We start from the raw sequence: 26522 nt of genomic DNA, 5'->3' as shown, positions 1-26522 counted from the left end.
TCCTCCTCAGCATGGGCGATGCACAGGAGGCCCGCGAGGCGAGTCCGGTGCCGCACTCTGCGCACCGTGATCTCCCCCGGCGAGGATTCGACGCGTTGGAGCCCTGAGGAGTCCACGGGGAATCGGGCATGTGTCTTTTCCGTTGACGCGGCAGAGCGACAGAGCGGCAGCGGAAGCACCGGTCCGAGCCGACCGTCCGAGGCAACGGTGCGAAGCGGCAGTGCGAAGCGGCAGACATGACAGCAGACGAGAACATCAGGAGGCGGCGCGCGTGTACGGCGATCCGGCAACCATCCGCAAGATCCTCACCGAGCTCGGCGACACCTGGGCCGTGGTGGGCCTCTCGAACAACAGGGACCGGGCGGCCTACGGGGTGGCCCGCGTGCTGCAGCAGTTCGGCAAGCGCGTGATCCCCGTACACCCGAAGGCCGAGACGGTGCACGGTGAGCCCGGGTACGCCTCGCTGGAGGAGATCCCGTTCAAGGTGGACGTGGTGGACGTCTTCGTGAACAGCGAACTGGCCGGACCGGTGGCCGACCAGGCGGCCGCCATCGGCGCCGACGCCGTCTGGTTCCAGCTCGGCGTGATCGACGAAGCAGCCTTCGACCGCACCCGCGAGGCCGGCCTGGCGATGGTCATGGACCGCTGCCCGGCGATCGAGATCCCCGCGCTCCAGGCCGTGTCCTAGCCACCCCTGCCCCGCGACCGCGCCGCTGTGCGCGGCCGGGGCCAGGCCGGCGCGCCGGCCTGGCCCCGGCCGGAACGGTTCTCCTGGTCGCGGGCCGACCGTCCCTACGCCTGCTCGGCCTCCGCCAGCTCGGCCTCCGTGAGCTCGGCCAGCCCGCGCAGCTGCTCCGGGGTCATCCCATCGGGGATCGGCACCGGCGTCGGCGTACGCAGCGGCGGCTGCCAGCCCGTCTCCGGCTGCCAGCGCCGTACGATGCGCGCCGGCGCCCCCGCCACCACGGCGTGGTCCGGCACCTCGCCCCGTACGACGGCCCCCGCGGCCACCACGACGTTGCGGCCGAGCCGGGCCCCCGGCAGGATCACCGCGCCTGTGCCGAGCCAGCACCCCGGGCCGATCTCCACCGGCGCGTTGCGCGGCCACTGCCGGCCGACGGGCTCGTGCGGGTCGTCGTAGCTGTGGTTCGTGGACGTGATGTAGACCCCGGGACCGCAGAACGTGTTCGCCCCGATCGTGATCCGGGCGTCGGCGATGACATGGCTGCCGCGTCCGATGACCACCCCGTCGCCGAGCACCAGCATCGGCTCCGCGCCCAGGTCGAGGTCCGGCATCATCCCGGCGGTGAGGGTGACCTGCTCGCCGATGATGCAGTGCCCGCCGAGCCGGATCCACGACTCGTTGAAGATCGTGCCCTGCGGGAAGGCGAGCCGGGTGCCGTGCCCGATCGCGCCGAACCGCAGCCGCCCCGGGGTCTGCGCGGTGACCGCACCGGCCTGCTGCATCCAGCGCCAGCCGGTGTGGACCACGCGGCTCGCCAGCCGGCGGCGCAGGGCCGTCAGAGATGAGAACGTGTTCTGTTTCTTCGGCACCCGGCCACGGTAGTGCGCCGGACCCCGGTCGTCCGGACCACGATCCTGTGATCTTCACCCCATCGCCGGTGCGGCGGGCCGCGTGCCCTACGGTGCCGTTAGCGCGCGGCACCCGGACGACGTACGGCGTACGACACGTACGGCGGACCACGACGACAGAGGAAGAGAACATGACGCACCAGGCGGCCCAGGCATTCGTGGCGGGTGTCGGCGGCAAGAACCCGGACATCGACCCGACGGCCTTCACGGCTCCCACCTCGGTCGTGGTCGGCGAGGTGACCCTCGCCGCCGGCGCGAGCATCTGGTACTCGGCGGTGCTGCGCGCCGACTGCGGCCCGATCACGCTCGGCGCCGACAGCAACGTGCAGGACAACTGCACGGTCCACGTGGACCCTGGCTTCCCGGTCTCGATCGGCGAGCGCGTCTCCATCGGGCACAACGCCGTCGTGCACGGCTGCACGGTCGAGGACGACTGCCTGATCGGCATGGGCGCGACCGTGCTCAACGGCGCGGTGATCGGCGCCGGTTCCCTGGTGGCCGCGCAGGCGCTGGTCCCGCAGGGCATGGTCGTGCCGCCCGGCTCGCTCGTCGCGGGCGTGCCCGCCAAGGTGCGCCGCGAGCTGACCGACGAGGAGCGCGAGGGCATCAAGGTCAACGCCCTGATGTACGTGGACCTGGCCAAGCAGCACAGCGCCCCGCTCACTCCGGAGGCGTAGCCCTCACCTGTCTCCAGGCCGCGAGCCGGAGGGCTTCGAGGACGGCCTCGTGCCGTCTCCCGTCCGACGCGGCCGCGCTCGTCTGCCGGACGAACCGCACGAGCGGGGGACTGACTGCGGCGCCCCGTGCGAGGAGGTGCTGCACCATGTCCAGCTGCGCGAAACCGGCCGCCCAGGCGAGCGTGGTGTGGCCCTTGAAGGCCGCCTCCAGGTCCGCGCCGCGGTCCAGCAGGAAGTCAACCGTCTCCGGGTGTCCGGGGCTGGATGTGGCCGCGAGGAGGAGCGCCGGGTACTCCGGCCTGCCGCACTTTCGGTTCGGGTCGCCCCCCGCGTCAAGGAGCACCGCGACCACGGCGGTATGACCGCGCATGGCCGCCAGGGCCATCGCGTCCAGCTCGTGGTAGGGGCCCGCGTCCGCCATCGGGTCGGCGCCGGCCTCCAGGAGCAGCCGGACGACCTCGGCGTGCCCGGCGTCCACCGCGAGGTCGAACGCGGTGCGCCCCTCCGGGCTCCGCTCGTCCGGCGCGGTGCCGGCGGCCAGCAGCTCGGCCACGCGCGCGGCGTCCCCGGCCCGCGCCGCCGGTATGAGCTCCGTCATGCGCGGGTGCGGGCCGCCTCGACGGGCTCCGGGAGCGCCGCCCCGGCGTCCGGTGCCGCATCCGCCGTCTCCGTGCGGACCGCCTCGGCCGCCTTCTTCATCCGGCTGCGCACCACCAGCGTCACCGCGAGCCCGAACACCACGGCGAGCCCCAGCGCCAGCCAGGAGAACCGCTTCAGCCACGGCTCCGCGACGATCCCGACCGAGTAGATGACGGCGGTGGTGCCGCCCGCCCAGAGGATCCCGCCGAGGATGTTGGCGATCAGGAAGCGCCAGTACGGCATGTGCAGCACGCCCGCCAGCGGCCCGGCGAAGATCCGCAGGAGCGCCACGAACCGCCCGAAGAAGACGGCCCACATGCCCCACTTCTCGAAGGAGCGTTCCGCCAGCGCCACCTGGTCCGGCCCGAAGTGCTTCGGGAAGCGCCGTCCCAGCCGCTCCAGCAGGGGCTTGCCGCCGCGGCGTCCGATCGCGTAGCCGATCGAGTCGCCCACGATCGCCCCGGTGATCGCGCAGAGCCCCAGGACCACGGGGTCGATCTCCCCGTGCTGCGAGGCCAGCAGAGCCGAGCTGACCAGGATGATCTCTCCCGGCAGCGGGATGCCGAGGCTCTCCAGCCCGATGACCAGTCCCACCAGGAGATAGATGCTGACCGCCGGAATCGTCTCCAGCCATTCCTGGATGTGCACCGGTTCGTCCTCCCGAGTCGTCCCCGGCGCGCCCCCTGTGACACGCCGAACGGGCAGCCTATCGGCTCGCCACCACGACCTTTGACCTCAGCGGCAGGTCGCGCGACGAACGGCCCGCGAAGACCTCCCGGCGGCCGGTGCCCAGCACCCAGGCGTGCCGCTCGGGGTCCCAGGACGACAGGGCCCGGGCGTCGACGTCGACGGTGACCCGCTGCGCCTGGCCCGGTGCCAGGGTGAGCCGCCGGTAGCCGGCGAGCGCGCGCACCGGCTGGTCGAGCTGCAGCTCGGGGGACGGGCCGACGTACACCTGGGCCACTTCGGTGCCCTTGCGGCGGCCGGTGTTGCGGACGGTGAACTCCACCCGCAGTGAGCCCCGTTGTCCACGGGCGCCGCCCGGCCGGACGGCGAGCCCCTCGTAGTGCCAGGTCGTGTACGAGAGCCCGTGCCCGAACGGGAACAGCGGGGTGACGTGCTGGGCGTCGTACCAGCGGTGGCCGACGTGGATCCCCTCGGAGTACTCCTGGCGGCCGCCCACGCCCGGGTAGCGCCGCGGGTCGCCGCCGACCGGCGTCGCCCGCTCGTCGGCCGGGAAGGTCTGGGTGAGCCGGCCCCCCGGGTCCACGTCCCCGAAGAGGAGGTCGGCGGTGGCTCCCGCGCCCTCCTGGCCCGGGTAGTACATCTGGAGGACCGCGCCGGTACGGGAGAGCCACGGCATCGTCGTACCGGAGGAGGTGTTGAGCACGACCGTCGTACGGGGGTTCGCGGCGGCCACCGCCTCGATCAGCCGCTCCTGCCCGCCCGGGAGCGCCAGCGAGGTCCGGTCCCTGCCCTCGGTGGCGTCCTCGTAGGCGAACAGGACCACGCTGCGGGCCGACTTCGCGGTCTTCACCGCCTCGGCGAGGTCCGCGGCCCGGATCGCACCGGTGATGTGCCGCAGCCGGAAGCGCTGCCCCTTGTCCCCGCCCGCGGCGGTCACGGCGAGCCGGTGGGTGCCCGCCTTCAGGGCGAGGGTGCGGCGGCGGACGGCCATACCGTCGGGTGCGGAGCCCAGCAGTCCGCCCGCGTAGTGCTCGGTGATGCCCTGGCGGACGGGGAACAGCTCCTCGCCGTCGAGGCGCACGCCGGGCCGCTGCCCGGTGTAGTGGACGAGCAGGGTCCACTCGTCGTCCGCCGCCAGGCGGAATTCGCCCTCGTGACGCCAGCCGCGCCCGGGGGCCACGACCCGGTGGTCCAGGTCGGCGGCCGGGGTCAGCAGCGTCGCCGGGAGCGGTCGCCCGTACAGGTCCTCGCCGAGGGCGTAGCGCACGGTGGAGCCGTTCCCGGCCCGCTGCCGGATGGCGGAGAGCGGGGCGGGCGCCCCGTCGGGGACCACGTGCGCGCTGCCCCCGCCGCCGACGAAGGGGACCTGGCCAGTGGGACCGATCACCGCGATCGAGCGGGCGGCGGCGCCGCTCAGGGGCAGGGTGCCGTGTTCGTTGCGCAGCAGCACGGCCCCGGCGGCGGCCACCTTGCGGGCGACCCGGGCCCCGGCGGCGGCGTTGCGCGGGGGCCGGGCGGCGGGCCGGGCCGCGAGCAGCCCGAAGCGGTCCATGGTGGTCAGGATCCGGTGGACGGCGAGGTCGACGGCGGCCTCCGGCACGGTCCCGCCGCGCACCGCCTCGCGCAGCGGCCGGCCGAAGTGGGTGCCGCCGGGCATCTCCATGTCGAGGCCGGCGCCGATGGCCGCGACGGTGCTGTGGGCGGCGTCCCAGTCGGACATCACCCAGCCGTCGAACCCCCAGCTCCCGCGCAGCAGTTCGTCGAGCAGCGGCTTGTTCTCGCAGGCGTGGACGCCGTTGACCCTGTTGTACGCGCCCATCACGGCGCCCGCTCCGGCGGCCACGGCGGCCTCGAAGCCCCGTAGCTCGGTCTCGTGCAGGGTCTGCTCGGCGGCGATCACGTCGACGGTGTCGCGGCCGTGTTCCTGGTTGTTGAGGGCGAAGTGCTTGACCGTGGCGATGAGGCCCTCTTCCTGGATCCCGCGGACCATCTCGCCCACCAGGTCGGCGGTCAGGCGCGGGTCCTCGGCGAAGGCCTCGAAGTTCCGGCCGGCGTACGGGGTGCGGATGAGGTTGGCCATCGGCGACAGCACGACGTCCTGGCCGAGCGCCCGGCCCTCTCGGCCGACGACCCGCCCGTACTCGCGGGCCAGCGCCGGGTCGAAGGCGGAGGCGAGCAGGACCGGTGCGGGCAGCGCGGTGGCGGTTTCGGTGACCCGCACGCCGGCGGACCCGTCGGCGAGGCGCAGCGCCGGGATGCCCAGGCGCGGTACGCCGGGCAGATAGCCGGCCTGCCCGAGGGAGGCGGGGTCCCGGGCGCCGTGCAGCAGGGCGGTCTTCTCGTCGAGGGTGAGCCGCTCCAGCAGGGCGTCGATCCGGTTCGCGCCCCCGGGCTCGGCGTCGGCCGGTGCGGCGGGGGCCGTCGAGCGGAGTCCCGCGCCCGGGGGCACGGTGGGGGCGCAGGCGCCTGCCCCGAGGGCCCCGCCCACCACGCCTGCCGCTCCGATCAGCCGCATCGCGGAACGTCTGGACACGGCCTCGTTCATGGGCGCTCCCTGCGCTGGGGGCACCCCCGGACGGAGTCTGGGGGAGGGTCGGCGGGAGCGGCCCCGCGCCGGACCGCTCCCGCGCCCACTGTGCGCCGCGCGCCCGCGGGTGCCCGCCGGGACGCGCCACCGGGGAGCCCAGGTTCAGCCCTCCGGCAGCGGGGGCACGCTGTCGGCGGTGCGCTTGAGCTCGTCCTGGCGCTGCACGCGCGCCTCGGTGCGGTGCCCGCGCGCGATGTAGTCCCGTACGACGGCTTCCACCGCGTCCTGCGGCGAGCCGACGCCGGCGAGCACCATCACCTCCACCACGAGCTCGGCATCGAGGCTGATGTTGACCTTGGCCACGGGCGCTCCCTCCATCGTCGTGTGACGGACTCTAGGGGGTGCCGGCCCGTGGCCGCAGTCCTTGACTCAAGCCGTCTGGTTGGGGCGCAGCGTCCAGACGACGGTCATCTCGCCCGTGACGGCCTCGTCCTCGCGCTGGATGGCGATGGTGACGGGGAACTCGGGGCGGCCGCCGGCGTCGAGTTCGGCGATGACCTCCGCCGCGGGGCGGCCGAGGGTGGCGGTGGCGGTGACGACGCCCTTGGCGAGCTTCTTGTAGCCGATCTCGGCCTTCACGGCGAGGGGCACGGCGCGCGAGAGCTGGTCGCCGAAGGCGGCCAGGACGATCGCGCCGCTCGCGGACTCGGCGAGGGTGAACATGGCGCCGGCGTGCGGGCCGCCGACGTGGTTGTGGAAGTCGGGCTGGTCCGGAAGCCGGACGACCGCGCGCTCGGGGGTGGTCTCCAGGAACTGGAGGTTCAGGGTCCGGGCCATCGGCACGGTCGCGGCGAGCAGTTCGCCCACGTTCATCTGATCTGCGCTCATGGACGGCGATGTTACCCGCGAGTAGACCCCCTTGGCCAGAGCTCCCACGGGGGCGGCCGTGGCTCCCGGGGGCCGCTCCCACTATCGTTACCGGCCATGTGGCCAGGACAGCAGCAGCCGCCCGGGGGCGAACAGAACCCTCAGGACGCGCATCAGAACCCGTACCAGCAGCAGCCGGGACAGCCGGGGCAGCCGAACCCGTACCAGCAGCAGCCCGGTTACGGATACCCGCAGCAGTCGGCGTACCAGCAGCCTCAGGGCGCTCCCGGCCAGCCGTGGGGTCCGCCCCAGGCGCCCCAGCAGCCCCAGGGCGGCGGGAGCCCGTACTCCACCAAGACCGTCGCCATCGTCGCGGCGGCCGCGGTCGTCGTGGCGGCCGCCGGAACCGGCGCGTTCGTCCTGACCCGGGACGACAAGAAGACCGAGGCCAACGACAAGCCGCCGGCCTCCTCCGCGCCGCCGGCCTCCAGTGAGCCCGCCCCGGCCGGGACCAGCCCCAACCCGCGGGCCGGCGGCGACGCGAAGCCCGTCATCCCGGGCTGGAAGGTCGTCGTCAACACGAAGTACGGCGTCGCCTACGACGTGCCGCCCGAGTGGAACGTCAACGAGTCCGGCGTGGTCCTCTTCTACGACGACGAGGTCAAGAACGACGGCAAGCCCGTCATCACGATGTCCGGGACCGCCACCTTCAAGCAGGAGTGGTGCACGGTCGACAAGGAGGCCGACGGCAGCCTCGAGAAGTTCTCGATCGCGGACGCCGGTGTCAAGGGTGCCCAGGGCGCCAAGGACACCGGCCAGGCGGCGACCGACAACACCGGCACGTGGGTCTGGGCGGGATTCGCCCAGAAGGAACCCAAGGGCACGGTCAAGGTGACCGATCCCAAGGAGTTCACGACCACCTCCGGCCTCAAGGGCCACATGGTGGTCGCCACCGCTCCGAACGTGAAGAAGGAGCACAAGTGCTCCACCGACGGCAAGGCGGTCGGCTTCGCCTTCAAGAACGCCGTCGGTGACTTCGCCAGTTTCGCCATGATCACTGCGGCGGGCGTGAAGGAAGAAGTTCCGACCGACGTCTCCGACAAGATCCTCAGCTCCATCCGGCTCTCCACCGGCTGATCACCACGTCCGTCGCCCGGGCCGGCAATCCGTTTGGATTCTCGGCCCGGGGCGGGGATAGTCCGGGGGTGAGTTCTCCCTTCGCCGCACCGCCCGGGTCACCCGCACGCCGTCGCCGACCCGCCTGGGCCGGCCGCAACTACACCCTGCTGACGGGCGCGGCGGTGGTCACGAACCTCGGCAGTCACGGAGCGCTCATCGCGGCCGCCTTCGCGGTCCTGGAGGCCGGCGGATCCGGCGGCGACGTCGGCCTGGTCGCCGCCGCCCGCACCCTGCCGCTCGTCCTCTTCCTCCTCGTCGGCGGCGCCATGGCCGACCGGTTGCCGCGCCACCACGTGATGGTCGCGGCCAACGCCCTGAACTGCGTCTCGCAGGCCGCCTTCGCCGTGCTCGTCCTCGCCGGCGACCCGCAGCTGTGGCAGATGATGCTGCTGACCGCGCTGTGCGGCACCGGAACGGCCTTCTTCAATCCCGCGGCCGAGGGCATGCTGCTGTCCACGGTCTCCGGCGAACACGCCAACCGCGCCTTCGCGCTCTTCCGCATGGCGATGAACGGCGCCGGCATCGGCGGCGCGGCCCTCGGCGGCGCGATGATCGCCGCGATGGGACCCGGCTGGGTGCTGGCCGTGGACGCGGCCGCGTTCGCGATCGCGGGTGCCCTGCGCGCCTTCCTCGACGTCAGCCACGTCACCGACCGGGCCCCCGGCGGCGGCCTGCTGGCCGACCTGCGCGAGGGCTGGGTGGAGGTCCGTACCCGCCCCTGGCTGTGGAGCATCGTGCTCCAGTTCTCCGTCGTCGTCGCGGTCGTCGGCGCCGCGGACGCGGTCTACGGACCGCTGGTCGCCCGGGACCGGTTGGGCGGGCCGGCACCCTGGGGCCTGGCCCTGGCCTTCTTCGGGGTCGGCACCATCGCCGGGGCCTTCCTGATGATGGCGTGGAAGCCGCGCCGGCTGCTCCTGGTCGGCACCCTGTGCGTGTTCCCGCTGGCGCTGCCGTCGGCGGGCCTGGCCGTGCCGCTGCCCGTGTGGGGGCTGTGCGTGGTGATGTTCGTCAGCGGAGCCGCGATCGAGGTCTTCGGCGTGAACTGGATGACCACGATGCACCAGGAGATCCCGGAGGAGAAGTTCTCCCGGGTCTCCGCCTACGACTGGTTCGGCTCGGTGTCGATGCTCCCGCTGGCCACCGCCCTGGCCGGCCCGGCCGAATCGGCCTTCGGCCGCACCACGGCCCTGTGGGGCTGCGCGGCCCTGGTCGTCCTGGTCACCGCCCTGGTCCTCCTGGTCCCGGACGTCCGCCGCATGACCCGCGCCCCCCACACCAAAACCACCACCCCCACCTTCCCCAGCCCGACCCCGTCCAGCCCCACCAGCCCCACCAACTCCAGCCCCGCCGGCGTTTGAGGCACTCTTCCAGCCCCGCCGGCGTTTGAGGCGCCCTTCCAGCCCTGCCGGCGTTTGAGGCGCGGGGTCCGGGGCGGAGCCCCAGGGTCCTTCAGCCCCGCCGGCGTTTGAGGCGCGGGGTCCGGGGCAGCGCCCCGGGAAGCGGCGCGCCCGCCAAGCTGCTCACCCCAGGCTGAACGCCCCCTCCGGCGGAGCCGGCGAGGCCACCGCGTCCGCGTCAGCCACCGGCACCGCCCCCTTCATGAACCGCACCACCCCGTCCCCGTACTCCACCCTGGCGGGAAACGCATCGGCCGCGCACCGCCGAGCCAACGCAGCCACCGGAAGCTCTCCATCGGAGGCCAGGAGCAGCGCGTTCCCGAACCGCCTCCCCCGCAGCACGGCCGGTTCCGCGATCAGCGCCAACTCCCCGAACGCCTCCGCGAAGTTCGCCACCTGCGCCCGCAGGAAGCCGAACGGCGCCCCGTCGGCCAGATTCGCCGCGTACAGCCCCCCGGGCCGCAGCACCCGCGCGGCCGCCCGCGCGTACTCCACCGACGTCAGCTGCGCCGGCACCCGCGAGCCCCCGAACACGTCGGCCACCACCACGTCCGCGCTCGCCGCGGGCGCCGCCTCCAGCCAGGCCCGGGCGTCGGCGGTGTGCACCGTGATCCCGGACCCCTCCGGCAGCGGCAGGTGTTCGGCGACCAGCTCGACCAGGCCCGCGTCGAACTCGACGACGGTCTGCCGGGAGCCGGCCCGGGTCGCCGCGGCGTACCGCGGCAGGGTGAGCGCGCCGCCGCCCAGGTGCAGGAGGTCCAGCGAGAGCCCCGGCTCCGCCGCGCAGTCCAGGACGTGCCCGAGGCGGCGTGCGTACTCGAATTCCAGGTGCTGCGGATCGTCCAGGTCCACGTACGACTGCGGGGCCCCGTCGACGGTCAGCAGCCAGGCCCGTTCGCCGTCGACGTCCGGCATCAGCTTGGCGGTGCCCTGGCCCACGTCCCGGACGACCGGGATCTGTTCGTCGCTCACCGCTCCATTGTCCGCCAGACGTCCGGCGGCTCCCCCTACCGGGCCGCCCCGTCCGACCAGACCTCGGCGGCCTCGGCGACGTGCTCCGCGGCCTGCGCCAGGCCGGCCCGCGCGGCCGGGTCGCGCCGGGCGGGGTCCAGTACGTTGCGCCCGAAGACCTTGCGGGCGGCCGCCGACGGGGTGATGAGCAGCACGCGCGCGCCGGCCTCCCGCAGCCGTGCGGCCTGCGCGGCCGGTGAGGGGACGAGTCCGGATCCGAGCGAGATCGGCGCGATGATCACGACGCGTTCGTGGCCGGCGGCGAGGTCGGCGTTGGTGGCGGAGCGGACGCCGCCGTCGATGAACCTTCGTCCGCCGACCGTCACCGGCGGCCAGACCCCGGGCACCGCGCAGCTCGCGGAGACCGCGTCGACGAGCCCGGCGCCGCTGTCCCGGTCGAAGTCGGCCGGCTCACCGGTGAGCGCGTCCACGGCCGTGACCACGAACCGGCGCTCGGGCCATTCGTGCGAGACCAGCCGGGCCGCCAGCACCTCGCGCCGCTGCGCCTCCGCCCCGGTGTCGGCGGCCAGTGCCATGGCGCCGACCCGCCGGCGGTAGGCCGTCGCGTTGCGGGAGCGGGCCATCGCGACGGCGTACCGGGCGATGACGCCCGCCCCCAGTTTCGCGGCGTGCTCCCCGGTGGCGGCGCCGAGCTGGCGTTCGTACAGCTCCTGGACGGAGAGCCGTCCGGAGGTGAGCTGGGCGCCGACCACCGAGCCGGCCGAGGTGCCGATGACGAGGTCGGCGGTGGTGAGGTCGACACCCGCGCGGGCGAGCCCGTACAGGATGCCGCACTCCCAGCCGATGCCGGTGAGTCCCCCGCCGCCCAGCACCAGTGCCGTGTCGCCGCCCATCGCCGTCCACCCCTCTGTCCCGCGCATGCCTGTGGTGACGGCAGTCTGACGCAGCAGCTCCGCCGTCACCACAGAGGGGTCCGGGTCGGATTCGGTCCGGGTCAGACCCGGGTCACCCGAGTACGGCCGTCACCGTCCCGGCGCCGACGGTCCGCCCGCCCTCGCGGATCGCGAAACCGAGGCCGGACTCCAGCGGGACGTCCCGCCCGAGCTCGACGGTCATCGTGACCGTCTCGCCCGGCCGGGCCGCGCCGGCCTCCCCCAGGTCCACGTCCCCGACCACGTCGGCGGTGCGGATGTAGAACTGCGGGCGGTAGCCGGTGGCGACCGGCGTCGTACGGCCGCCCTCGCGCCCGGAGAGCACGTACACCTGCGCCCGGAAGCGCCGCTTCGGCGTCACGCTGCCGGGAGCGGCCACCACGTGCCCGCGGCGCACGCCGTCGCGCGGCACCCCGCGCAGCAGCAGTGCGACGTTGTCCCCGGCCTCGGCGGACTCCATCGGCTTGCCGAAGGTCTCCAGGCCGGTGACGACCGTCTCGGCCGGCTCGCCGTCGGCGCCCAGGATCGCGACGCGGTCGCCGAGGCGTACGCTGCCGCGCTCGACGGCGCCGGTCACGACGGTCCCGCGGCCGGTGATGGTCAGTACGTTCTCCACCGGCAGCAGGAACGGCGCGTCCGTGTACCGCACCGGCGTCGGCACGTACGTGTCCACCGCGTCCAGCAGCGCCTCGATCGCCCCGGTCCACCGCGGGTCGCCCTCCAGCGCCCCGAGCCCGGAGACGCGGACGACCGGCGCGCCGTCACCGCCGTATCCGTGCGCGGTGAGCAGCTCGCGGACCTCCAGCTCGACCAGGTCGGTCAGCTCGGGGTCCCCGGCGTCGGCCTTGTTGAGCGCCACCACGATGTGGTCGACGCCGACCTGCCGGGCGAGCAGCACGTGCTCGGCGGTTTGTGGCATGACCCCGTCGAGCGCGGAGACGACGAGGATCGCCCCGTCGAGCTGCGCGGCCCCCGTGACCATGTTCTTGATGTAGTCCGCGTGACCGGGCATGTCCACGTGGGCGTAGTGCCGGGTGTCGGTCTCGTACTCGACGTGCGTGAGGTTGATGGTGATCCCGCGCCGGGCCTCCTCGGGCGCCCGGTCGATGCGGTCGAACGGCACGAAGGAGGCGCCGCCGCGCCCGGCGAGGACCTTGGTGATGGCGGCGGTGAGGGTGGTCTTGCCGTGGTCGACGTGACCCATGGTGCCGATGTTGAGGTGCGGCTTGGTGCGCACGAAGGCCGTCTTGGCCATGATTCTTTTCCCGTGTCTCGAAGCTGGAACGGGACCCCTGAACCGAGCCGACCCTCCCCCTGCGGGGTCCGCCGGACGATCCGGGAAGGGTCAGCTTCGTGCGCCGTCGAATGCGGCGAAGAGGGGTGCTTCTGCGAACACGGCAGCCTTCGGCGCGTCCGCGACTGCGGACGGCGCTGCGGGGAAGGCGAACCGGGACATGCCCCTGATCCTGCCGAACCGGTCCCGGACCGTCGAATGGTTTTCCGCGGGCGTGCCGATGCCTCGGGCGCCCGAACCGTCAGGTCACGGGGCCCGGTTCGCCGCTCACCGCAGTCGCAGCACGCTCCTGACACCCGCGTGGTCGGAGGGCCACAGGCCCGACGGGGTGCGGTCGGCCCGGGACTCGCCCAGTCGGTCGGTCGCCACTGCGGTGATCTTGCCGCGGTGGAGCACGTAGTCGATGCGCTGGCTGAGGCTGGAGGTGAGGTTGCGCAGGTCCGGGGCCTGGCAGCAGGTGAAGCCGGGGTTGCGGGGGCGGGTGCGGCTCCAGCCGTCCGTGAAGCCCGCGGCCAGGAGCTTGTTGTGGCTCTGGGTGGCGGTGCCCGGTGTTGCGCCGACGCCGCCGGCCGCGGAGTTGAGGTCGCCGAGGAGCACGGTGGGCAGTGTGGTGTTCAGCGGGCCGGCGAGCAGTTCGTCGGCCTGTGCCTCCTGGACGGTGGGCGAGGCGGGCTCCAGGTGGGTGGTCACCACCCGGGCGGTGTGGCCGCGCAGGGTGGCGTCGGCGGCGACCCAGCCGCGTCGGACCTGGAGAGGCGGATTGGGCGGGCAGCCGAGGACCGGGCGGCAGATGGGCAGGTGGCTCTGGAAGGTGGCGGCCTGCGCGTTGGCCACGGAGAAGACGCCCGCGGGCAGGTCGGTACGGGCCAGGAGCACGTCGCGGTCGGTGAGGCGGATGTCCTGCAGGCCGCTCGGCGTGGAGCGCGGGGCCTCGAAGTCGCTGCCGACGACGACGCTGGCCACGGCCGCGTAGTGCTTGCCGCGGGCGGCGAGCGCGTCGAGCAGGATCTGCAGGAAGTCGTACTCGACGTGGGTGGCGCTGCCCGGTCCGGCGGGGGTCTGGCTGCGCCACAGGACGGCTTCCTGCAGGCCCACGAGGTGGGGGCCGCTCTTGGCGATCTCGTCGGCGAGCGCCCCGGCGCGCTCGGGGAAGTTGGTGGCCTGGACGTTCGCGTACACGGCGGTCACGGCGGCGACGAGCGCCTGCGGACTGGTCGCGGCGAGGACGGGTGCGAGGTCGCCACCCAGATAGAGGTTACGCGTCAGGACCCGCAAGCGGGCCTGGCCGGCCTTTCCGGGATCCTCGGCGGCCGAGGCCGGCGTGAGTGACCCGGGTGCGCACAGCGCGAGTGCACACAGGGCGGCGGTGAACCAACGGCGACGCATGCGACGCATACGGGCAGACCTTTCGGCGAAAAGCGGGCGAAATCCCACACCTTCACCGAAACCTAGGGCGACCGACGCGACGCGGCGATCCGGATGTAGGCCGTGCGGCCGAGCGCCCGTCAGTCCCGCCCGGGCACGGGGGCGAGGTTCTTGAGCGCCTCGCGCACGGACAGCGGCGACAGGGAGCCGCGCTCGGCCTCGACGAAGGCGCGGACCGCGTCCGGGTCCGTCTTCGCGTACTCCCGCAGGGCCCAGCCGATGGCCTTGCGCAGGAAGAAGTCCGGGTGGGCGGCCTGCCGGCGGCAGTAGGCGAAGAGGCGCCCGGCGTCGGTGGCCTCCTTGTAGCGCAGCTGGTGGAGCAGGGCGGTGCGGGCGAGCCAGAGGTCCTCGTCCTCGATCCACCCGTCCATCACCTGCGCCGCCCGCGGGTCGGCGGCCACCAGCGAGCCGACCGTGTGCGCGGCCAGCAGGTCGACGGTGTCCCACCAGGGGACGGTGACGATCAGGTGCCGGGCCACCGGCAGGAAGCCGGAGGAGCACCGGGAGACGTGGCGGCGCAGGTAGTCCACCGCGAAGTACTGGTACTCACGCTCCGGGAGCCCCCAGCAGCGGAGCGCGAGCGCCGCGCAGTCCGCCTCCGACGGCTTGGGAGTGTCCTTGGTCACGTTCTTGGACAGGTCCCGGCGCAGCGGGGTGGGGATACCGAGGAAGGGTGCGACGTCCTTCATGTACGCGGCCATGGCCCGGGCCCGCACGGGGTCGGCGGCCGCCGCGTACGTCCCGGTCAGCCGCTCCAGCAGGGTGTCCGCGAGGGCGCTCTCCGGAACCCTCGGGGGGCGCCGGTCGTTCGGCAGCATGAGGTCCAGATTACGGCGCGACGCCGCATAGGTCGGCTAGTCTCCCGGGATGTCCCTCCTCCTCGCGCCGTGGACCCGGCTGTCGCTGCTCGTCGTGCTGCTCGCGGCGGCGGGCGTGTGCGTGCTGCTGTACGAGCCCCAGCGCATCCTCTCGGAGGGCTGGCCCCCGGGCCTCCCGGTGGGCACGGCGGTCCTGCTGTTCGCAGCCGCGTACGGAGTGTGCTCGGCGGCCTTCGTACCGCGCCCCCTGCTCAACCTGGCCGCGGGCGCCGTCTTCGGCACCCAGTTCGGCCTCGTCGCGGCGGTCGGCGGCACCGTCCTCGGCGCCGCCATCGCCTTCGGCCTCGGGCGGATCATGGGCCAGGACGCTTTGCGTCCGTTCCTGCGCGGGCGCTGGCTCGAGGCGGCCGACGGCCAGCTCAGCCGGCACGGCTTCCGCTCGATGCTCGCCGTCCGGCTCTTCCCCGGCGTGCCCTTCGTGGTGGCCAACTACGGCGCGGCGGTCTCCCGTTGCGGCTGGGGCCCCTTCCTCCTCGCCACGGCGATCGGCGTCGTCCCGAACACGACGGCGTACGTGATCGCGGGAGCGAACGCGTCCTCCCCCGGATCGCCCGCCTTCCTCGTCTCGTTCGGCTTCATCGTCGTCTCCGTGGCGGCCGCCGGAGTCGTCGCCTGGCGCAAGCGGCACCGTCTGGCACCCGCTCGAACCCGTGCGTCGACGTACGAACTGACGCCCCAGCACCCCCCTGTGGTCAGCGGCGCTTCGCACGGGCCCTAGCATCGGACGCGAACTGCCCGACGATCACAAGGACGAGCGCACCCCGACATGAGCTGGTTCGAATCCCTAATCCTCGGTCTCGTCCAGGGGCTTACGGAGTTCCTCCCGATCTCCTCCAGCGCCCACCTGCGGCTGACCGCGGCGTTCGCCGGCTGGCACGACCCGGGAGCGGCCTTCACCGCCATCACCCAGATCGGCACCGAGGCCGCCGTGCTGATCTACTTCCGCAAGGACATCGCACGGATCGTCTCCACCTGGTTCCGGTCCCTGTACACGAAGGCCCTCCGCTCCGAGCAGGACGCGAAGATGGGCTGGCTGGTGATCGTCGGATCGATCCCGATCGGTGTGCTCGGCCTCGTCTTCAAGGACGCGATCGTGGGCCCGGCCCGCGACCTGCGGCTGACGGCCACCACCCTCATCGTGATGGGCATCGTGCTGGGCATCGCCGACCGGCTGGCCGCGCGCGACGAGGAGGGCGGCCGGCACCGGGCGATCCGCGAGCGCAAGACGCTCCAGCAGCTGGGCGTCAAGGACGGTCTGGTCTTCGGTCTCTGCCAGGCGATGGCCCTGATCCCGGGCGTCTCCCGCTCCGGCGCGACGATCTCCGGCGGTCTGCTGCTGGGCTTCACCCGCGAGGCCGCGGCGCGCTACTCCTTCCTCCTCGCCATCCCGGCCGTACTGGCCTCGGGCGCGTTCGAGATCAAGGACGTGGTCGAGAACCCGGGTCACATCTCCTGGGGTCCGACGGTCTTCGCGACGGTCATCGCCTTCTTCGTGGGCTACGCCGTGATCGCGTGGTTCATGAAGTTCATCTCGACGAAGAGCTTCATGCCCTTCGTGATCTACCGGATCCTGCTCGGCATCCTGCTGTTCGTGCTGGTGGGAGCCGGTGTGCTGAGCCCGCACGCGGGTGAATCCGGCGGCTGAAACCGGGCCACACAGGTAGCGCTATCTAGCATTTCCTAGCGCCTGATTGCAGCACCACGCCATGATCATCTCCCACTTGTCTCCCACTCATCTTCCACCGGGGAGGCGGGATACACCCCACTAGGACGTGTGCGTCCGCAAAGTAGGGGATGACGCAGAAGGGCCCGCACGTCCGTGCGGGCCCTTCTGCGTGGCGGCCGGCCCGGGTCAGTCGAGGCTGAGGCGCGCCAGCAGGCCCTGGACACGGCCGGCGAGCGCCTTCTCCGGGTCCGGGCTGATGGTGGCAAGTGCCACTGCGGCCGTCACGATGACGTCGCTCAGCTCCTTCTCGACGAGCCGCCAGCGCGGGCGGTGAGGAAGTCGAGGGTGTAGCGGTCGGGGTTGCCGTAGTCGGCCAGGCCCATGAGCTTGCCGGAGCTGGTCCAGTTGCCGAGTCCGAGGTGTTCGGCGACGGTCTCGTAGAACCAGCCCAGCGACTGGCTGAACGGGAACTGGCGCAGGACCTTCAGTCCGTCGGCGGTACCGTGGGCGAGGGTGGCGGAGACGCCGTCGCCGGAGCCGTCGACCACCAGGACGGCGGCCTCGTCGAAGCCGCTGGGGTGGAAGGCGGAGGCAGCGTGCGCGAGGTGGTGCTCGACCACGGTGACCTGCCGGGGCCGGTGGTGGCCGAACAGGGCGGGGGCGAGGAGTTCGGCGATCAGCTCGGCGTCCGTGCAGATGTTGCTCGGCGTAGGCCAGGCCGGGTTGAATGCGATGGCGATCTCGTCAACGTCGGCCAGGGTGATGCCGGCCTCGGACAGGCAGTAGGCCGCGGCCACCGCGCAGGAGCGGGAGTCCTTGTGGTGCTTGCGGCGGGAGAAGCGCTCCTCCTCGGCGAAGGCGACCACCTTCCCTTCGATGACCAGGCAGGCGGAGGGGTGGAAGCAAAGGGGGCGGAGGGGGCGGCGGTACGGGCCGAATCGGCTGGTGCCCGTCGTCCCCGATCGGCGACCGGTGTTTCCCCTCCACGATCCTTGCCACAGCAGCCTCCTCAAGGCCTGGGTTCTCCACTGCAGAAGCGGAGGCCCGCGATGCACGAGGGCGCACATGCGCCTGTACGCCTGCTGCATACAACCCAGCGACTGGGTCGCTCGTCAGCCTTCGAGCGGGCGGCCCTGTGCTGCCCGCAGGCGGGCCAGACCGGAGATCCGCGTGCGAGCAAGTGGCAGTTCGTCTTCGGGGGTCGGGAGCGTGACGGGCATGGACCACACACCGCTGGTCTGGGAGGCGATGCCGAGCGCGACCATCACCTCGGCGAGTCCCGTGCCGTGGCCGGGACAGGGAGCCCGGCCACGGTGAGTACGTCGGTGCAGCCGGCCTCCTTCCCGGCAACCAAGGCGCGGATCTGGGCCTTGGTTGCCGTCCCGCGCAGCGGTAATCGCGGAGCCAACTCAGCCCTCTACCGCATTGCCCTCGTCCGCATGTCCAGAGAGGGTCTGTAAAGTTTTCGGTGTAACTGGGTTGGTTTGTAGGCTCAGATTCGGTTGTTGGTGAGGCGTCCGTCGAAGGCGATGTCGAAGGCTTGGAGGGCCCGCTTCCAGCGGGTGGTCCAGCGTTTGCGGCCGGCGCCGGTCGGGTCCAGTGACATCACCGCGAGGTAGACGCACTTCATGGCCGCGTTCTCCGAGGGGAAGTGGCCGCGGGCACGGACGGCCCGGCGGATCCTCGCGTTGACGGACTCGATCGCGTTCGTGGTGCAGACGATCCGGCGGATCTCGGCGTCGAACTGCAGGAACGGGACGAATTCGGCCCAGGCGTTCTCCCACAACCGCACGATCGCCGGGTATTTGCCGCCCCATTCCTCGCAGAACTCGAGGAACCGGCTGGTGGCAGCGTCTTCGGTCGGAGCGGTGTAGACAGGCTTGAGGGCTTTAGCGATCTTGTCCCAGTCCTGGCGGCCGGCATAGCGGAACGACGCTCGCAGCAGGTGAACGACGCAGGTCTGGACGACGGTCTGGGGCCAGACCTCGCCGACCGCGTCGGGCAGGCCCTTCAACCCGTCGCAGACCAGCATGAGGACGTCCTCGACGCCCCGGTTCTTCAGCTCGGTCAGGACCCGGAGCCAGTGCTTGGCGCCTTCGCCTCCCTCACCGCCGGCCCACAGGCCGAGGATGTCGCGGTGGCCTTCGGCCGTGACCGCCAACGCCATATAGATGGGGCGGTTGGCGACCTGGCCGTCGCGGATCTTCACGTTGATGCAGTCGATGAACACGACCGGATAGACACGGTCGAGCGGGCGGGCCTGCCATTCGGCCATGCCCTCCATCACCGAATCGGTGATCGTGGAGATGGTCTGCTTGGAGACCTCGGCTCCGTAGACCTCGGCCAGGTGGGCGGAGATCTCGCCGTGGGTGAGGCCCTTCGCGGAGAGCGACAGGACCATCTCGTCGACGCCGGACAGCCGGCGCTGACGCTTCTTGACGATCTGCGGCTCGAACGCTCCCTCGCGGTCCCGCGGCACGTCGATCTCGACCGGCCCTACGTCCGTGACGACTGTCTTGGAGCGTTTTCCGTTCCTCGAGTTGCCGCCGTTCTTCCCGGCCGGATCGTGCCGGTCATAGCCGAGATGATCTGTCATCTCGCCCTCGAGAGCGGACTCCAGCAGCCGCTTCGTCAGCTGCTGGAGCAGCCCGCCCTCACCGGTCAGCTGCAGGCCCTCGGCCTGAGCCCGGGCCACGAGCTCGTTCAGGAACCGGTCATCCACGCCCGCCGACGCGGCCTCCGCCTCAGACGGCGTGGCTATGTTCTCGCTGGTCACAGGTGCAATCCTCCATGATCGGAGTTACACCGTTTCTTTTACAGTCCCGAAACGGACTTAACGTCCACTCAGGGTTCCACTCCGTTGGTCACCCGACTTCGTGGGGCGGCATGGCTGCGTGTAGATGTCTGCGCGAGCTGACTCCGAGTTTGGCGAAGACGTTGCCGAGGTGCCACTCCACGGTGCGCGGGCTGATGAAGAGCTGCGCTGCTATCTCTCCATTGGTGAGCCCTTGTTCGGCAAGTCTTGCGATCTGAGCTTCCTGACTTGTGAGCTCCAGATCCGTGCCGACCGTGCGCTTTCGTGCGGTATCCCCAGTTACGGAAAGTTCCCTTCGGGCACGTTCCGCGAAGCAGTCGGCACCTGCTCGGCTGAAGGCCTCGTAGGCAGAGCGCAGGTACGCGCGGCTCTCCTGCCTGCGGTTCTCTCGACGAAGCCATTCACCGTACAGCAGTCGGGCACGAGCTAGTTGGAGAGCAATGCGGCAGGTAGCGAGTGCTTCGATCGCCTCCAGATAGAACGCCTCTGCTGTCCTGCCATCACTGAGCAGGGCGCGCGAGCATGCCTCCGTGCCACGAGCCCAGGCCGTGCCGCTGGCGCGCGTACGTTCGGCAAGTTTCGCCAACCCTGTTGCGGCTGCGTCCTGCTGTCCGCTCCGGCAGGCCGCCTCGATCAATTCGACCAAGGCCCAGCCATAGGAACCTAGGTCCTCGTACTGACATGCGCTTCGCGCGGCCGCCAACGCCGCATCGTAGCGGCCTAGGCCGTTATAGCGCAGTGCAGTCGCATACTCGGCAAGGCCAATTGCCCGGCCCTCACCTCTGGTGCCCGCATCCTTGATACTTGTTTCCACGAGCTCAAGGGCCTCCGGTTGCGCCGCCTTCCAGCCGCCGAGCACCAGAGCAGTGTGAATCACTGCCGGACTGCCCGTGACAGCCGAGATGGCTGCCGCCTCAGCGATCTCGCCAGCAGCCTTGTCGAACGCGCCGGCGTGCACATGGAAACAGGCCTGATCATTCAACGCGATGGGGAGAATGGCGAGGGCGCCCGCCGTGCGCGCCCTCACGACGGCGTTGGCGGCCAGATCCTCCCACGCTTCGTCGTCCCACAGCTCTACCGCGAGGGACTCGGGAAGAAGCGAGCAAGCCAGCCGGGGGTAGGGTTCGCCCTCCAGTACGGCGACTGCCTCCTCTTGCCGGACGGATTTCAAGGCCTCTTTGAGTGAGTTCGCGCATGCGGGGTAGCCATCAAGGGTCAGACTGGCCACGCCGTTCAAGAGCACGTCAACCGTTCTCGGCACTGGTTGAGGAGGCCCGGAACGGGCTGCGGCGGCCACCTGCCCCGGCACCTGACCCTCGTTCAGACGGCCTGCGAAGATCGCTGCCCCCACGGCTTCCAGCAAGGTGTCGCGGGCAGAAGCCGCGTCAAGCAGCGCCAAGCGGCTTGCCGATTCCAGAAGCATCTGGGGGGCGTCGCTCCCCCGTCCTTTGGCGAAGACCATTCGGGCTCGCAGCCGTTCGAGCCACGCCATCTGAAAGTCGTCGAGCGGACCGGCTTCAGCGGTGGCCAACATATCCTCCGCCCGATCGATCTCACCCGCATCAATCTCGACCTGGGCGGCCACAAGTGATCGTGTGACGCGACGCTCGGCGCTCGGCGTCAGTTCCGCGGAGCGACGGAGGAACGAGGCCTTGGCGGCAATCCCTCCCCTGTGCTGGGCTCGGCCGGCCGAAACCTCCAACTCGGAGGCGACCTCCTCGTCGGGCTGGGTGGCGGCATGCGCACGATGCCACGCTCTTCGGTCTGGGTCGAGTCTGCGCTCTGTTGCTTCGGCCAGCGCCTGGTGCACCGATCGGCGGGTCGGAGTAGAGAGGCGGCTGTAGATCACTGAGCGCACCAGCAGGTGACGGAAACGCACCCGGCTGCCGAACTCGACCAGCCCTGAAGCCTCTGCCGACATTCCGGCAGCGGCCACGGCTACCCCCTGCAGCCTCGCTGCACGGAAGAGAAGCCCCACATCTCCGGTCGGCTCGGCGGCAGCAGTTTGAAGAAGAAGCTGACTGTGTCCAGGAAGCGTCACGAACTGCTGGTAGAAGATGTTCTCAAGGTAACTCGCCATGGAAGGACTACTCGGGAGCCAGAAGCCGCCCGCCAGGTCGCCAGCTGTCAGTGTATGCGGCAGGTGCAGTAGGGCCGTCGGGTTTCCGTGTGCTTCGGAGACCATACGGTCTCGGACCGCGGGGTCCAGCGGGACGCCTACAGCTGACACCAGCAGGGCGCGGGCATCGGGTTCGCTGAGACCGTCCACGATCAACTGAGGCAAGCCGGCCATTTGCTCACCCTCGGACTTCTGCGACGCGAAGATCAGTGCCACAGGTTTACCGGACAGCCGCCTCGCGACGAACGTCAGCACCTCGATCGACGTCTCATCGAGCCACTGCGCGTCGTCGATGAGGCACACCAGCGGATGATCCTCGGCAGCTGCGGCAAGGAGACTCCCCACGGCCAGCCCGACAAGGAATCGGTTCACCGTTTTGCCCACCAGAAGCCCGAACGCAACGGACAATGCTTCACGCTGCGGACCGGGCAGGTCGTAGAGTCGGCCCAGCATGGGGGCACACAGCTGCTGAAGGCTCGCGTAGGGCATCGCCATCTCGGACTCGATGCCTGAGATTCCTAGCGTTCGGAACCCGGTGGCCTGGCCTTCTACGTAGTGCAGCAGGGAGGTCTTACCGACGCCTGCTTCCCCACGGAGTACCAGGACCGTGCTCTCTCCGGAGCGAGCTACGGCCAGCGCCTCTTCAAGAGCAACCATGTGGTCGGTCCGGCCGCGGAGAGAATCCTGTGCAATTACGGCGAGCTCATCCATGGGTCGATCTTCCCGGTCCGCTGGTAGGGGCGTTCCACGGTCTGATCAGGTGTAACGGCTTGGACTTGCCGATTAGATTAGGCTTCATGCGCCGCGTGGGCTGGCTTCGCGCTACGTGGTCCGCATGGGCTCTCGGCCCAAGATGGCCATCGGCTAAGTGCGCCAGGCGCCCGATTCCCAAAGGCTAACCCTTGAAAATAGCGACGGCTAGGGAGACGGCTCACAGCAGTGGACGTGACACTCACTGCAACCGACGTCGTCCCTCGCTTATAGGAACCCACAAGCTCATGGCGATACCACCCGTGGATTCCCTGGGGCCGAGCACTCACCTCCGATGGGTACTACTTCGGATACGGCGTCGCCTTCGTGCACAGGGCTCCCCGTCCTGGTTGGGGGATCCGTGATCCCGGGGTGACGGTGCCGGAACCCGCCGTCTCCGTCGTGCAGGCCTCACCGCCGCCTTGGTCGTCCCCTGATCCTTCCGTGATCAGACCGTTCATTCGGCGCGTGCACTGGCGTCGTCAGGGGGAACCGACTACTCGAGGCTCCGTCGGCTGGTCACTGCTCTTGGCGCAAGCCGCTGTACCTGGGCTGGGCGGACGCGCGTACCCACGGACTGTGTAATCCGCTGGTGCGTGGGGAAGCGCCCCAAGAGTCTGGATCAACCCCGGGGCGGGGACCCGGGGAGAGAGGCGGTACTGATGAGTGACTCCCACGCCCGCGGTGATGACGTTTACCAGCCCCAGCCCGAGGACGAGCCTTCCGAGGGCCAGCCGGACATGGAGAACAGCCTAGGGGAGCCCGACGCCGACGACATCCTCGATCAGGGCTATTCGCCGGCCGAGCGGCCCTATGCGAGCGACCGCTATGCCACCACGGGCGAAGAGCAGCGGGAGGGTGAGAGCCTCGACGAGCGTCTCGCTCGGGAACTTCCCGAATCGGCCCCCCAGGAAGGTGACGGAATCGGGGATCTGGTCGAGGGCGACGGCGAACCGGTGGACCCCCAAACGGGTGTCGCCCGCGCCGGACGACTGGCACCAGCCACTGCTTACCCGCATAGCAACGACGTACTGGCCCATGACCTAGGCATCGACGCCGGAGCCGCTTCCGCAGAGGAAGCCGCCGTATACATTATCGACGAGCCGTAGAAGCAATCCCGGGCAGCGATCGGTACGTGCAACGGGCCGGGCAGATCGGGGGTCAATCCCTATATGCAAGCGGTTGCTCGGCCGGCGAACCCGCGCCTATCACTACACCGGCCACGTCGATCCCCATCAGGCGATCGACCACTACCGGGCCGCGGCTCCGGCCTCGCGCTGCAAGGCCACCAGGCCCCGCCCGAAGGGCGCCCCCGGCTTCCTACGCAAGGACATTTGCTTACACAAGGAACCGAGCACTCGTCCTACGCCTGCGGTCACAGGGCGCGGGCTGCTTCGATGCTGTCGGCGGTGGGGAACAGCCGGTCGGCCTCGGTGAGTTCCAGGACCCGGCCCAGGGTGCGGGGAAGGGGCCCGGCCAGGACCAAGCGGCTGGTGCGGAGCAGGCTCAGCATCTCGTTGAGCACGGGGCGTGTCCTTGTGGGTGCCGTGGGCCGCCCAGTAGCCGAGCCGTGCTGCGGCGACCTCCAGCTGCCGAGCGGCCTTCACCACCGCGACCGGGGAGGTGCGGGCCAGCTTCTCGATCTCCTCCACCAACCGCTCCACCAAGTCGGTGACCTCGGCGGGCAGGGGAACGGTCGTCGCCTCGACGCCGGCGGTGTGGCCGTCCCAGTCCTGTAGGCAGGTGTCCGTCAGCGCCGCCTCACGGCAGACCGTCTCGCCGATCGACGCCCAGTCGATCGCGTGCTCCGGGCCGGTCCAGCCGCACGAGCAAACCGCCCGCAGCACCGCCGTTGACATCGAGCTGATCGAAGGCGCCATCGGCGAGATCTCCGCGCTGAACCGCGATGAGCGCACCGGCCCCACCCGGACCGCTTCAACGGCTGAACGACCCGAACGCCGCGCGGGCTGCACCAAGATCCTCCGGCAGGATGCAGCCCGCCGTGACCTGCGGGGCCCAACAGCCTCGGCCAGGACGATGTCCCGGAGCAACACTTCGTTCCAGGCCGCCTCGGGTCGGCGGGTGCCTCTTCGCCCTGGCTGACGCGCCTCCCCTGTCCGGGTCATGGGGCTCGAACGATCAGGAGTCGGTGCGCCTCGGCAGCCTCCAGCTCGGGCGCGGGAAGTGGCAGGTGTATCCATTGGGATAGCGCAGCAGGTAATCCTGACTCTCAGGCTCGGCTTCCCAGAACGCGTCAGCTGGTACGACTTCAGTCACGACCTTTCCAGGCCACAAGCCCGATGCCTCGACGTCGGCAATGGTCTCCTCAGCCACCCTCTGCTGCTCCTCATCCAAGTAGAAGATGACGGAACGGAAGTTGACACCCACGTCGAGCCCCTGCCGGTTCTTCGTGGTCGGATCGTGAATCTGGAAGAAGTACTCCAAGATGCCCCGGTAGTCGGTCACCGCGGGGTCGAAGACGATCTCTATCGCCTCCGCATGGTTTCCATGGTCGGCATAGGTGGGATGGGGGCCATCGCCGCCGCTGTAGCCCACTCGCGTTCCTGTGACGCCGGGAAGCGACCGGATCAGCCCTTGCATGCCCCAGAAGCAGCCACCCGCGAGCCACGCCCTCTGCTGAGTCTTTCTCATCACCGTTCGTCCTTCTTTCGCATCAGGAAGATGCATTGAGGGGGCACTCCATACCGCACGGAAGTCCTGCGTACCGCATGGTCAGATCGGCCAGTCGTGCTGCCTACCCACAGCGCCGTGGATGTGACTGGTCCGCCACAAAGTCCCAGGGAGAAGGGCCGTAGCCCCACATCTCCGCCGACTGCGCCAATGATCACACCAAAGTGGGATGCGGCCACACGTCCCACGTGGCTGCCGGACATGTTTCGCAGGCCCTAGTCTTCTGAGTCGGGAATTCTGTTCAGATGTATAAACTTGGTCTGTGGCACGTACTGGGCGGCCGAAGGCCGAGTTGATCCTGTCCGGCGAGGAACGGGCTGCGCTCGAGGGGTGGGTGCGGCGTCGTTCCACGCCGCAGGCGTGGGCTCTTCGGTGCCGGATCATCCTTGCCTGCGCCGAAGGCGCTTCCAACAAGGACGTCGCGGCTCAGCTCGGCTCGACTCCCCATGCGTGGGGCCGTTGGCGGGCAAGGTTCGTCGAGCATCGGATCGCCGGCCTGGGCGACATGCCACGTTCGGGTGGCCCCCGGTCGGTCACGGACGAGCAGGTGGCCGCGCTGATCGCCCGGACGCTGGAGTCCGCCCCGAAGAACGCGACGCACTGGTCGACACGGTCGATGGCGAAGGAGACCGGCCTGTCGCAGTCGACGGTCTCGCGGATCTGGCGGGCCTTCGGCCTGCAGCCTCACCGCTCGGAGACCTTCAAGCTGTCCACCGACCCGTACTTCATCGACAAGGTCCACGACGTCGTCGGGCTTTATCTGGACCCGCCGGAGCGGGCACTGGTCTTCTGCGTGGACGAGAAGTCGCAGATCCAGGCCCTGGACCGCTCGCAGCCCGTCCTGCCGATGATGCCCGGCGTCCCGCAAAGGGTCACGCACGACTACGTCCGCGCCGGCACCACCACCCTCTTCGCCGCTCTCGAGGTCGCCACCGGCAAGGTGATCGGCTCACTCCACCGCCGCCACCGGGCTGAGGAGTTCAAGAAGTTCCTCATCAAACTCGACAAGGAAGTACCGACCGGTCTCGAGGTCCACCTGGTGCTGGACAACTACGCCACCCACAAGACCCCGGCGATCAAGACCTGGCTGCTGGCCCACCCCCGGTTCCACCTGCACTTCACGCCGACCGGATCGTCCTGGCTCAACCTGGTGGAACGATGGTTCGCCGAGCTGACAAACAAGCAGATACGGCGAGGCGTCCACAAGAGCGTCCAGGCCCTGGAACAAGACATCCGGGCCTGGATCGCAGCCTGGAACACCGACCCCAAGCCCTACATCTGGACCAAAACCGCTGACGAGATCCTCGAACGCCTCGCTCATATCTGAACAGAATTCCCGACTCAGAAGACTAGTGCATGCCGCATCGGTGGCCGTACGGGCAGGTGCGATCCGTAGGTCCAGGTGGATTCGCCG

General features: G+C 70.6%; 25 protein-coding genes. 9 read left to right on the top strand and 16 right to left on the bottom strand.

Going from position 1 to position 26522, the window contains the following annotated elements:
* Positions 1 to 271: 271 nt before the first annotated feature.
* Positions 272 to 688: a CoA-binding protein gene (locus OG534_RS31290; protein WP_326592502.1), complete on the top strand. Its 417-nt coding sequence runs from the start codon at positions 272 to 274 to the stop codon at positions 686 to 688.
* Between the two features lie 104 nt (positions 689 to 792).
* Here OG534_RS31290 and OG534_RS31285 read toward each other — a convergent pair whose 3' ends face one another.
* Entirely contained in the window at positions 793 to 1554 is a 762-nt protein-coding gene (locus OG534_RS31285; RefSeq protein ID WP_326592501.1) for an acyltransferase, read from the bottom strand.
* A gap of 170 nt (positions 1555 to 1724) precedes the next feature.
* On the opposite strand from OG534_RS31285, the gene OG534_RS31280 reads away from it, so the two are divergent.
* Positions 1725 to 2270 carry a gamma carbonic anhydrase family protein gene (locus OG534_RS31280; protein ID WP_326592500.1) on the top strand — a complete coding sequence of 182 codons (546 nt, stop codon included), beginning with the start codon at positions 1725 to 1727 and terminating at the stop codon, positions 2268 to 2270.
* Here OG534_RS31280 and OG534_RS31275 read toward each other — a convergent pair.
* From OG534_RS31275 to OG534_RS31255, 5 genes are all read right to left on the bottom strand, one after another.
* Positions 2254 to 2868 carry an ankyrin repeat domain-containing protein gene (locus OG534_RS31275; protein WP_326592499.1) on the bottom strand — a complete coding sequence of 205 codons (615 nt, stop codon included), beginning with the start codon at positions 2866 to 2868 and terminating at the stop codon, positions 2254 to 2256. The two genes, OG534_RS31280 and OG534_RS31275, sit on opposite strands and share 17 nt — an antisense overlap.
* Positions 2865 to 3557, bottom strand: a complete 693-nt coding sequence (locus OG534_RS31270) for a DedA family protein (RefSeq protein WP_326592498.1) — start codon at positions 3555 to 3557, stop codon at positions 2865 to 2867. Before OG534_RS31270 ends, OG534_RS31275 begins: the two co-directional genes overlap by 4 nt.
* 58 nt (positions 3558 to 3615) lie before the next feature.
* Positions 3616 to 6141 carry a beta-glucosidase family protein gene (locus OG534_RS31265; protein ID WP_326592497.1) on the bottom strand — a complete coding sequence of 842 codons (2526 nt, stop codon included), beginning with the start codon at positions 6139 to 6141 and terminating at the stop codon, positions 3616 to 3618.
* A gap of 144 nt (positions 6142 to 6285) precedes the next feature.
* Positions 6286 to 6486, bottom strand: coding sequence for a type II toxin-antitoxin system VapB family antitoxin (locus OG534_RS31260; RefSeq protein WP_326593963.1), 201 nt, complete (start codon positions 6484 to 6486; stop codon positions 6286 to 6288).
* A gap of 66 nt (positions 6487 to 6552) precedes the next feature.
* Complete coding sequence (locus OG534_RS31255) at positions 6553 to 7011, bottom strand: DUF4442 domain-containing protein (protein WP_326592496.1); 459 nt, start codon at positions 7009 to 7011, stop codon at positions 6553 to 6555.
* Between the two features lie 96 nt (positions 7012 to 7107).
* Here OG534_RS31255 and OG534_RS31250 point away from each other — a divergent pair, with 96 nt between their 5' ends.
* On the top strand, positions 7108 to 8127 hold the full coding sequence (locus OG534_RS31250) for a hypothetical protein (RefSeq protein ID WP_326592495.1): 1020 nt from the start codon (positions 7108 to 7110) through the stop codon (positions 8125 to 8127).
* A gap of 68 nt (positions 8128 to 8195) precedes the next feature.
* Entirely contained in the window at positions 8196 to 9527 is a 1332-nt protein-coding gene (locus tag OG534_RS31245; RefSeq protein ID WP_326592494.1) for an MFS transporter, read from the top strand.
* A gap of 162 nt (positions 9528 to 9689) precedes the next feature.
* Here OG534_RS31245 and OG534_RS31240 read toward each other — a convergent pair whose 3' ends face one another.
* From OG534_RS31240 to OG534_RS31220, 5 genes are all read right to left on the bottom strand, one after another.
* Positions 9690 to 10481 carry a spermidine synthase gene (locus OG534_RS31240; RefSeq protein ID WP_326593962.1) on the bottom strand — a complete coding sequence of 264 codons (792 nt, stop codon included), beginning with the start codon at positions 10479 to 10481 and terminating at the stop codon, positions 9690 to 9692.
* Between the two features lie 92 nt (positions 10482 to 10573).
* A complete protein-coding gene (locus OG534_RS31235; RefSeq protein ID WP_326592493.1) occupies positions 10574 to 11431 on the bottom strand; it encodes a patatin-like phospholipase family protein in 858 nt (285 codons plus the stop codon).
* A gap of 112 nt (positions 11432 to 11543) precedes the next feature.
* The gene (gene tuf / locus OG534_RS31230) at positions 11544 to 12725 is read right to left on the bottom strand and encodes an elongation factor Tu (RefSeq protein ID WP_326592492.1); all 1182 of its coding nucleotides are present in this window, start codon (positions 12723 to 12725) and stop codon (positions 11544 to 11546) included.
* 306 nt (positions 12726 to 13031) lie between these two features.
* A complete protein-coding gene (locus OG534_RS31225) occupies positions 13032 to 14159 on the bottom strand; it encodes an endonuclease/exonuclease/phosphatase family protein (protein WP_326592491.1) in 1128 nt (375 codons plus the stop codon).
* 110 nt (positions 14160 to 14269) lie between these two features.
* Positions 14270 to 15007, bottom strand: a complete 738-nt coding sequence (locus OG534_RS31220; protein WP_326592490.1) for a DNA alkylation repair protein — start codon at positions 15005 to 15007, stop codon at positions 14270 to 14272.
* A gap of 49 nt (positions 15008 to 15056) precedes the next feature.
* On the opposite strand from OG534_RS31220, the gene OG534_RS31215 reads away from it, so the two are divergent.
* Entirely contained in the window at positions 15057 to 15785 is a 729-nt protein-coding gene (locus OG534_RS31215; protein WP_326592489.1) for a TVP38/TMEM64 family protein, read from the top strand.
* A 48-nt stretch (positions 15786 to 15833) separates the two neighbouring features.
* Positions 15834 to 16712 (top strand): undecaprenyl-diphosphate phosphatase, encoded by an 879-nt coding sequence (locus tag OG534_RS31210; RefSeq protein ID WP_326592488.1) that lies wholly within the window; start codon positions 15834 to 15836, stop codon positions 16710 to 16712.
* Between the two features lie 317 nt (positions 16713 to 17029).
* On the opposite strand, the gene OG534_RS31205 is transcribed toward OG534_RS31210, so the two are convergent.
* The 3 genes from OG534_RS31205 to OG534_RS31195 all read right to left on the bottom strand — a co-directional run bounded on the left by OG534_RS31205 (position 17030) and on the right by OG534_RS31195 (position 22378).
* Complete coding sequence (locus OG534_RS31205) at positions 17030 to 17599, bottom strand: carbamoyltransferase N-terminal domain-containing protein (protein ID WP_326592487.1); 570 nt, start codon at positions 17597 to 17599, stop codon at positions 17030 to 17032.
* A gap of 626 nt (positions 17600 to 18225) precedes the next feature.
* Positions 18226 to 19494, bottom strand: a complete 1269-nt coding sequence (locus OG534_RS31200) for an IS256 family transposase (RefSeq protein WP_442807256.1) — start codon at positions 19492 to 19494, stop codon at positions 18226 to 18228.
* Positions 19495 to 19597: 103 nt separating this feature from the next.
* Entirely contained in the window at positions 19598 to 22378 is a 2781-nt protein-coding gene (locus OG534_RS31195; protein WP_326592486.1) for an ATP-binding protein, read from the bottom strand.
* Between the two features lie 701 nt (positions 22379 to 23079).
* On the opposite strand from OG534_RS31195, the gene OG534_RS31190 reads away from it, so the two are divergent.
* Entirely contained in the window at positions 23080 to 23526 is a 447-nt protein-coding gene (locus tag OG534_RS31190) for a DUF5709 domain-containing protein (RefSeq protein WP_326592485.1), read from the top strand.
* A gap of 266 nt (positions 23527 to 23792) precedes the next feature.
* Here OG534_RS31190 and OG534_RS31185 read toward each other — a convergent pair whose 3' ends face one another.
* Positions 23793 to 23942: a hypothetical protein gene (locus OG534_RS31185; RefSeq protein WP_326592484.1), complete on the bottom strand. Its 150-nt coding sequence runs from the start codon at positions 23940 to 23942 to the stop codon at positions 23793 to 23795.
* A gap of 98 nt (positions 23943 to 24040) precedes the next feature.
* Here OG534_RS31185 and OG534_RS31180 point away from each other — a divergent pair, with 98 nt between their 5' ends.
* Positions 24041 to 24520 carry a hypothetical protein gene (locus OG534_RS31180; RefSeq protein ID WP_326592483.1) on the top strand — a complete coding sequence of 160 codons (480 nt, stop codon included), beginning with the start codon at positions 24041 to 24043 and terminating at the stop codon, positions 24518 to 24520.
* 36 nt (positions 24521 to 24556) lie between these two features.
* Here OG534_RS31180 and msrA read toward each other — a convergent pair whose 3' ends face one another.
* On the bottom strand, positions 24557 to 25069 hold the full coding sequence (msrA, locus tag OG534_RS31175; RefSeq protein WP_326592482.1) for a peptide-methionine (S)-S-oxide reductase MsrA: 513 nt from the start codon (positions 25067 to 25069) through the stop codon (positions 24557 to 24559).
* Between the two features lie 301 nt (positions 25070 to 25370).
* Between msrA and OG534_RS31170 the strand changes: the two genes are divergently transcribed.
* A complete protein-coding gene (locus OG534_RS31170) occupies positions 25371 to 26435 on the top strand; it encodes an IS630 family transposase (protein WP_326592481.1) in 1065 nt (354 codons plus the stop codon).
* Positions 26436 to 26522 lie beyond the last annotated feature (87 nt).

Source organism: Streptomyces sp. NBC_01294 (assembly GCF_035917235.1).
In the GTDB taxonomy this organism is placed as follows: domain Bacteria; phylum Actinomycetota; class Actinomycetes; order Streptomycetales; family Streptomycetaceae; genus Streptomyces; species Streptomyces caledonius.
Note: the sequence above shows the minus strand (reverse complement) of the source record. Positions and strands in the feature narration are given on the sequence as shown.

Coding starts and splice junctions, on each gene's coding strand:
- OG534_RS31280 (WP_326592500.1), top strand. CDS start 1,725: ATGACGCACCAGGCGGCCCAGGCATTCGTGGCGGGTGTCGGCGGCAAG.
- OG534_RS31275 (WP_326592499.1), bottom strand. CDS start 2,868: ATGACGGAGCTCATACCGGCGGCGCGGGCCGGGGACGCCGCGCGCGTG.
- OG534_RS31265 (WP_326592497.1), bottom strand. CDS start 6,141: ATGAACGAGGCCGTGTCCAGACGTTCCGCGATGCGGCTGATCGGAGCG.
- OG534_RS31255 (WP_326592496.1), bottom strand. CDS start 7,011: ATGAGCGCAGATCAGATGAACGTGGGCGAACTGCTCGCCGCGACCGTG.
- OG534_RS31250 (WP_326592495.1), top strand. CDS start 7,108: ATGTGGCCAGGACAGCAGCAGCCGCCCGGGGGCGAACAGAACCCTCAG.
- OG534_RS31240 (WP_326593962.1), bottom strand. CDS start 10,481: ATGCCGGACGTCGACGGCGAACGGGCCTGGCTGCTGACCGTCGACGGG.
- OG534_RS31235 (WP_326592493.1), bottom strand. CDS start 11,431: ATGGGCGGCGACACGGCACTGGTGCTGGGCGGCGGGGGACTCACCGGC.
- tuf (WP_326592492.1), bottom strand. CDS start 12,725: ATGGCCAAGACGGCCTTCGTGCGCACCAAGCCGCACCTCAACATCGGC.
- OG534_RS31225 (WP_326592491.1), bottom strand. CDS start 14,159: ATGCGTCGCATGCGTCGCCGTTGGTTCACCGCCGCCCTGTGTGCACTC.
- OG534_RS31220 (WP_326592490.1), bottom strand. CDS start 15,007: ATGCTGCCGAACGACCGGCGCCCCCCGAGGGTTCCGGAGAGCGCCCTC.
- OG534_RS31215 (WP_326592489.1), top strand. CDS start 15,057: ATGTCCCTCCTCCTCGCGCCGTGGACCCGGCTGTCGCTGCTCGTCGTG.
- OG534_RS31210 (WP_326592488.1), top strand. CDS start 15,834: ATGAGCTGGTTCGAATCCCTAATCCTCGGTCTCGTCCAGGGGCTTACG.
- OG534_RS31195 (WP_326592486.1), bottom strand. CDS start 22,378: ATGGATGAGCTCGCCGTAATTGCACAGGATTCTCTCCGCGGCCGGACC.
- OG534_RS31190 (WP_326592485.1), top strand. CDS start 23,080: ATGAGTGACTCCCACGCCCGCGGTGATGACGTTTACCAGCCCCAGCCC.
- msrA (WP_326592482.1), bottom strand. CDS start 25,069: ATGAGAAAGACTCAGCAGAGGGCGTGGCTCGCGGGTGGCTGCTTCTGG.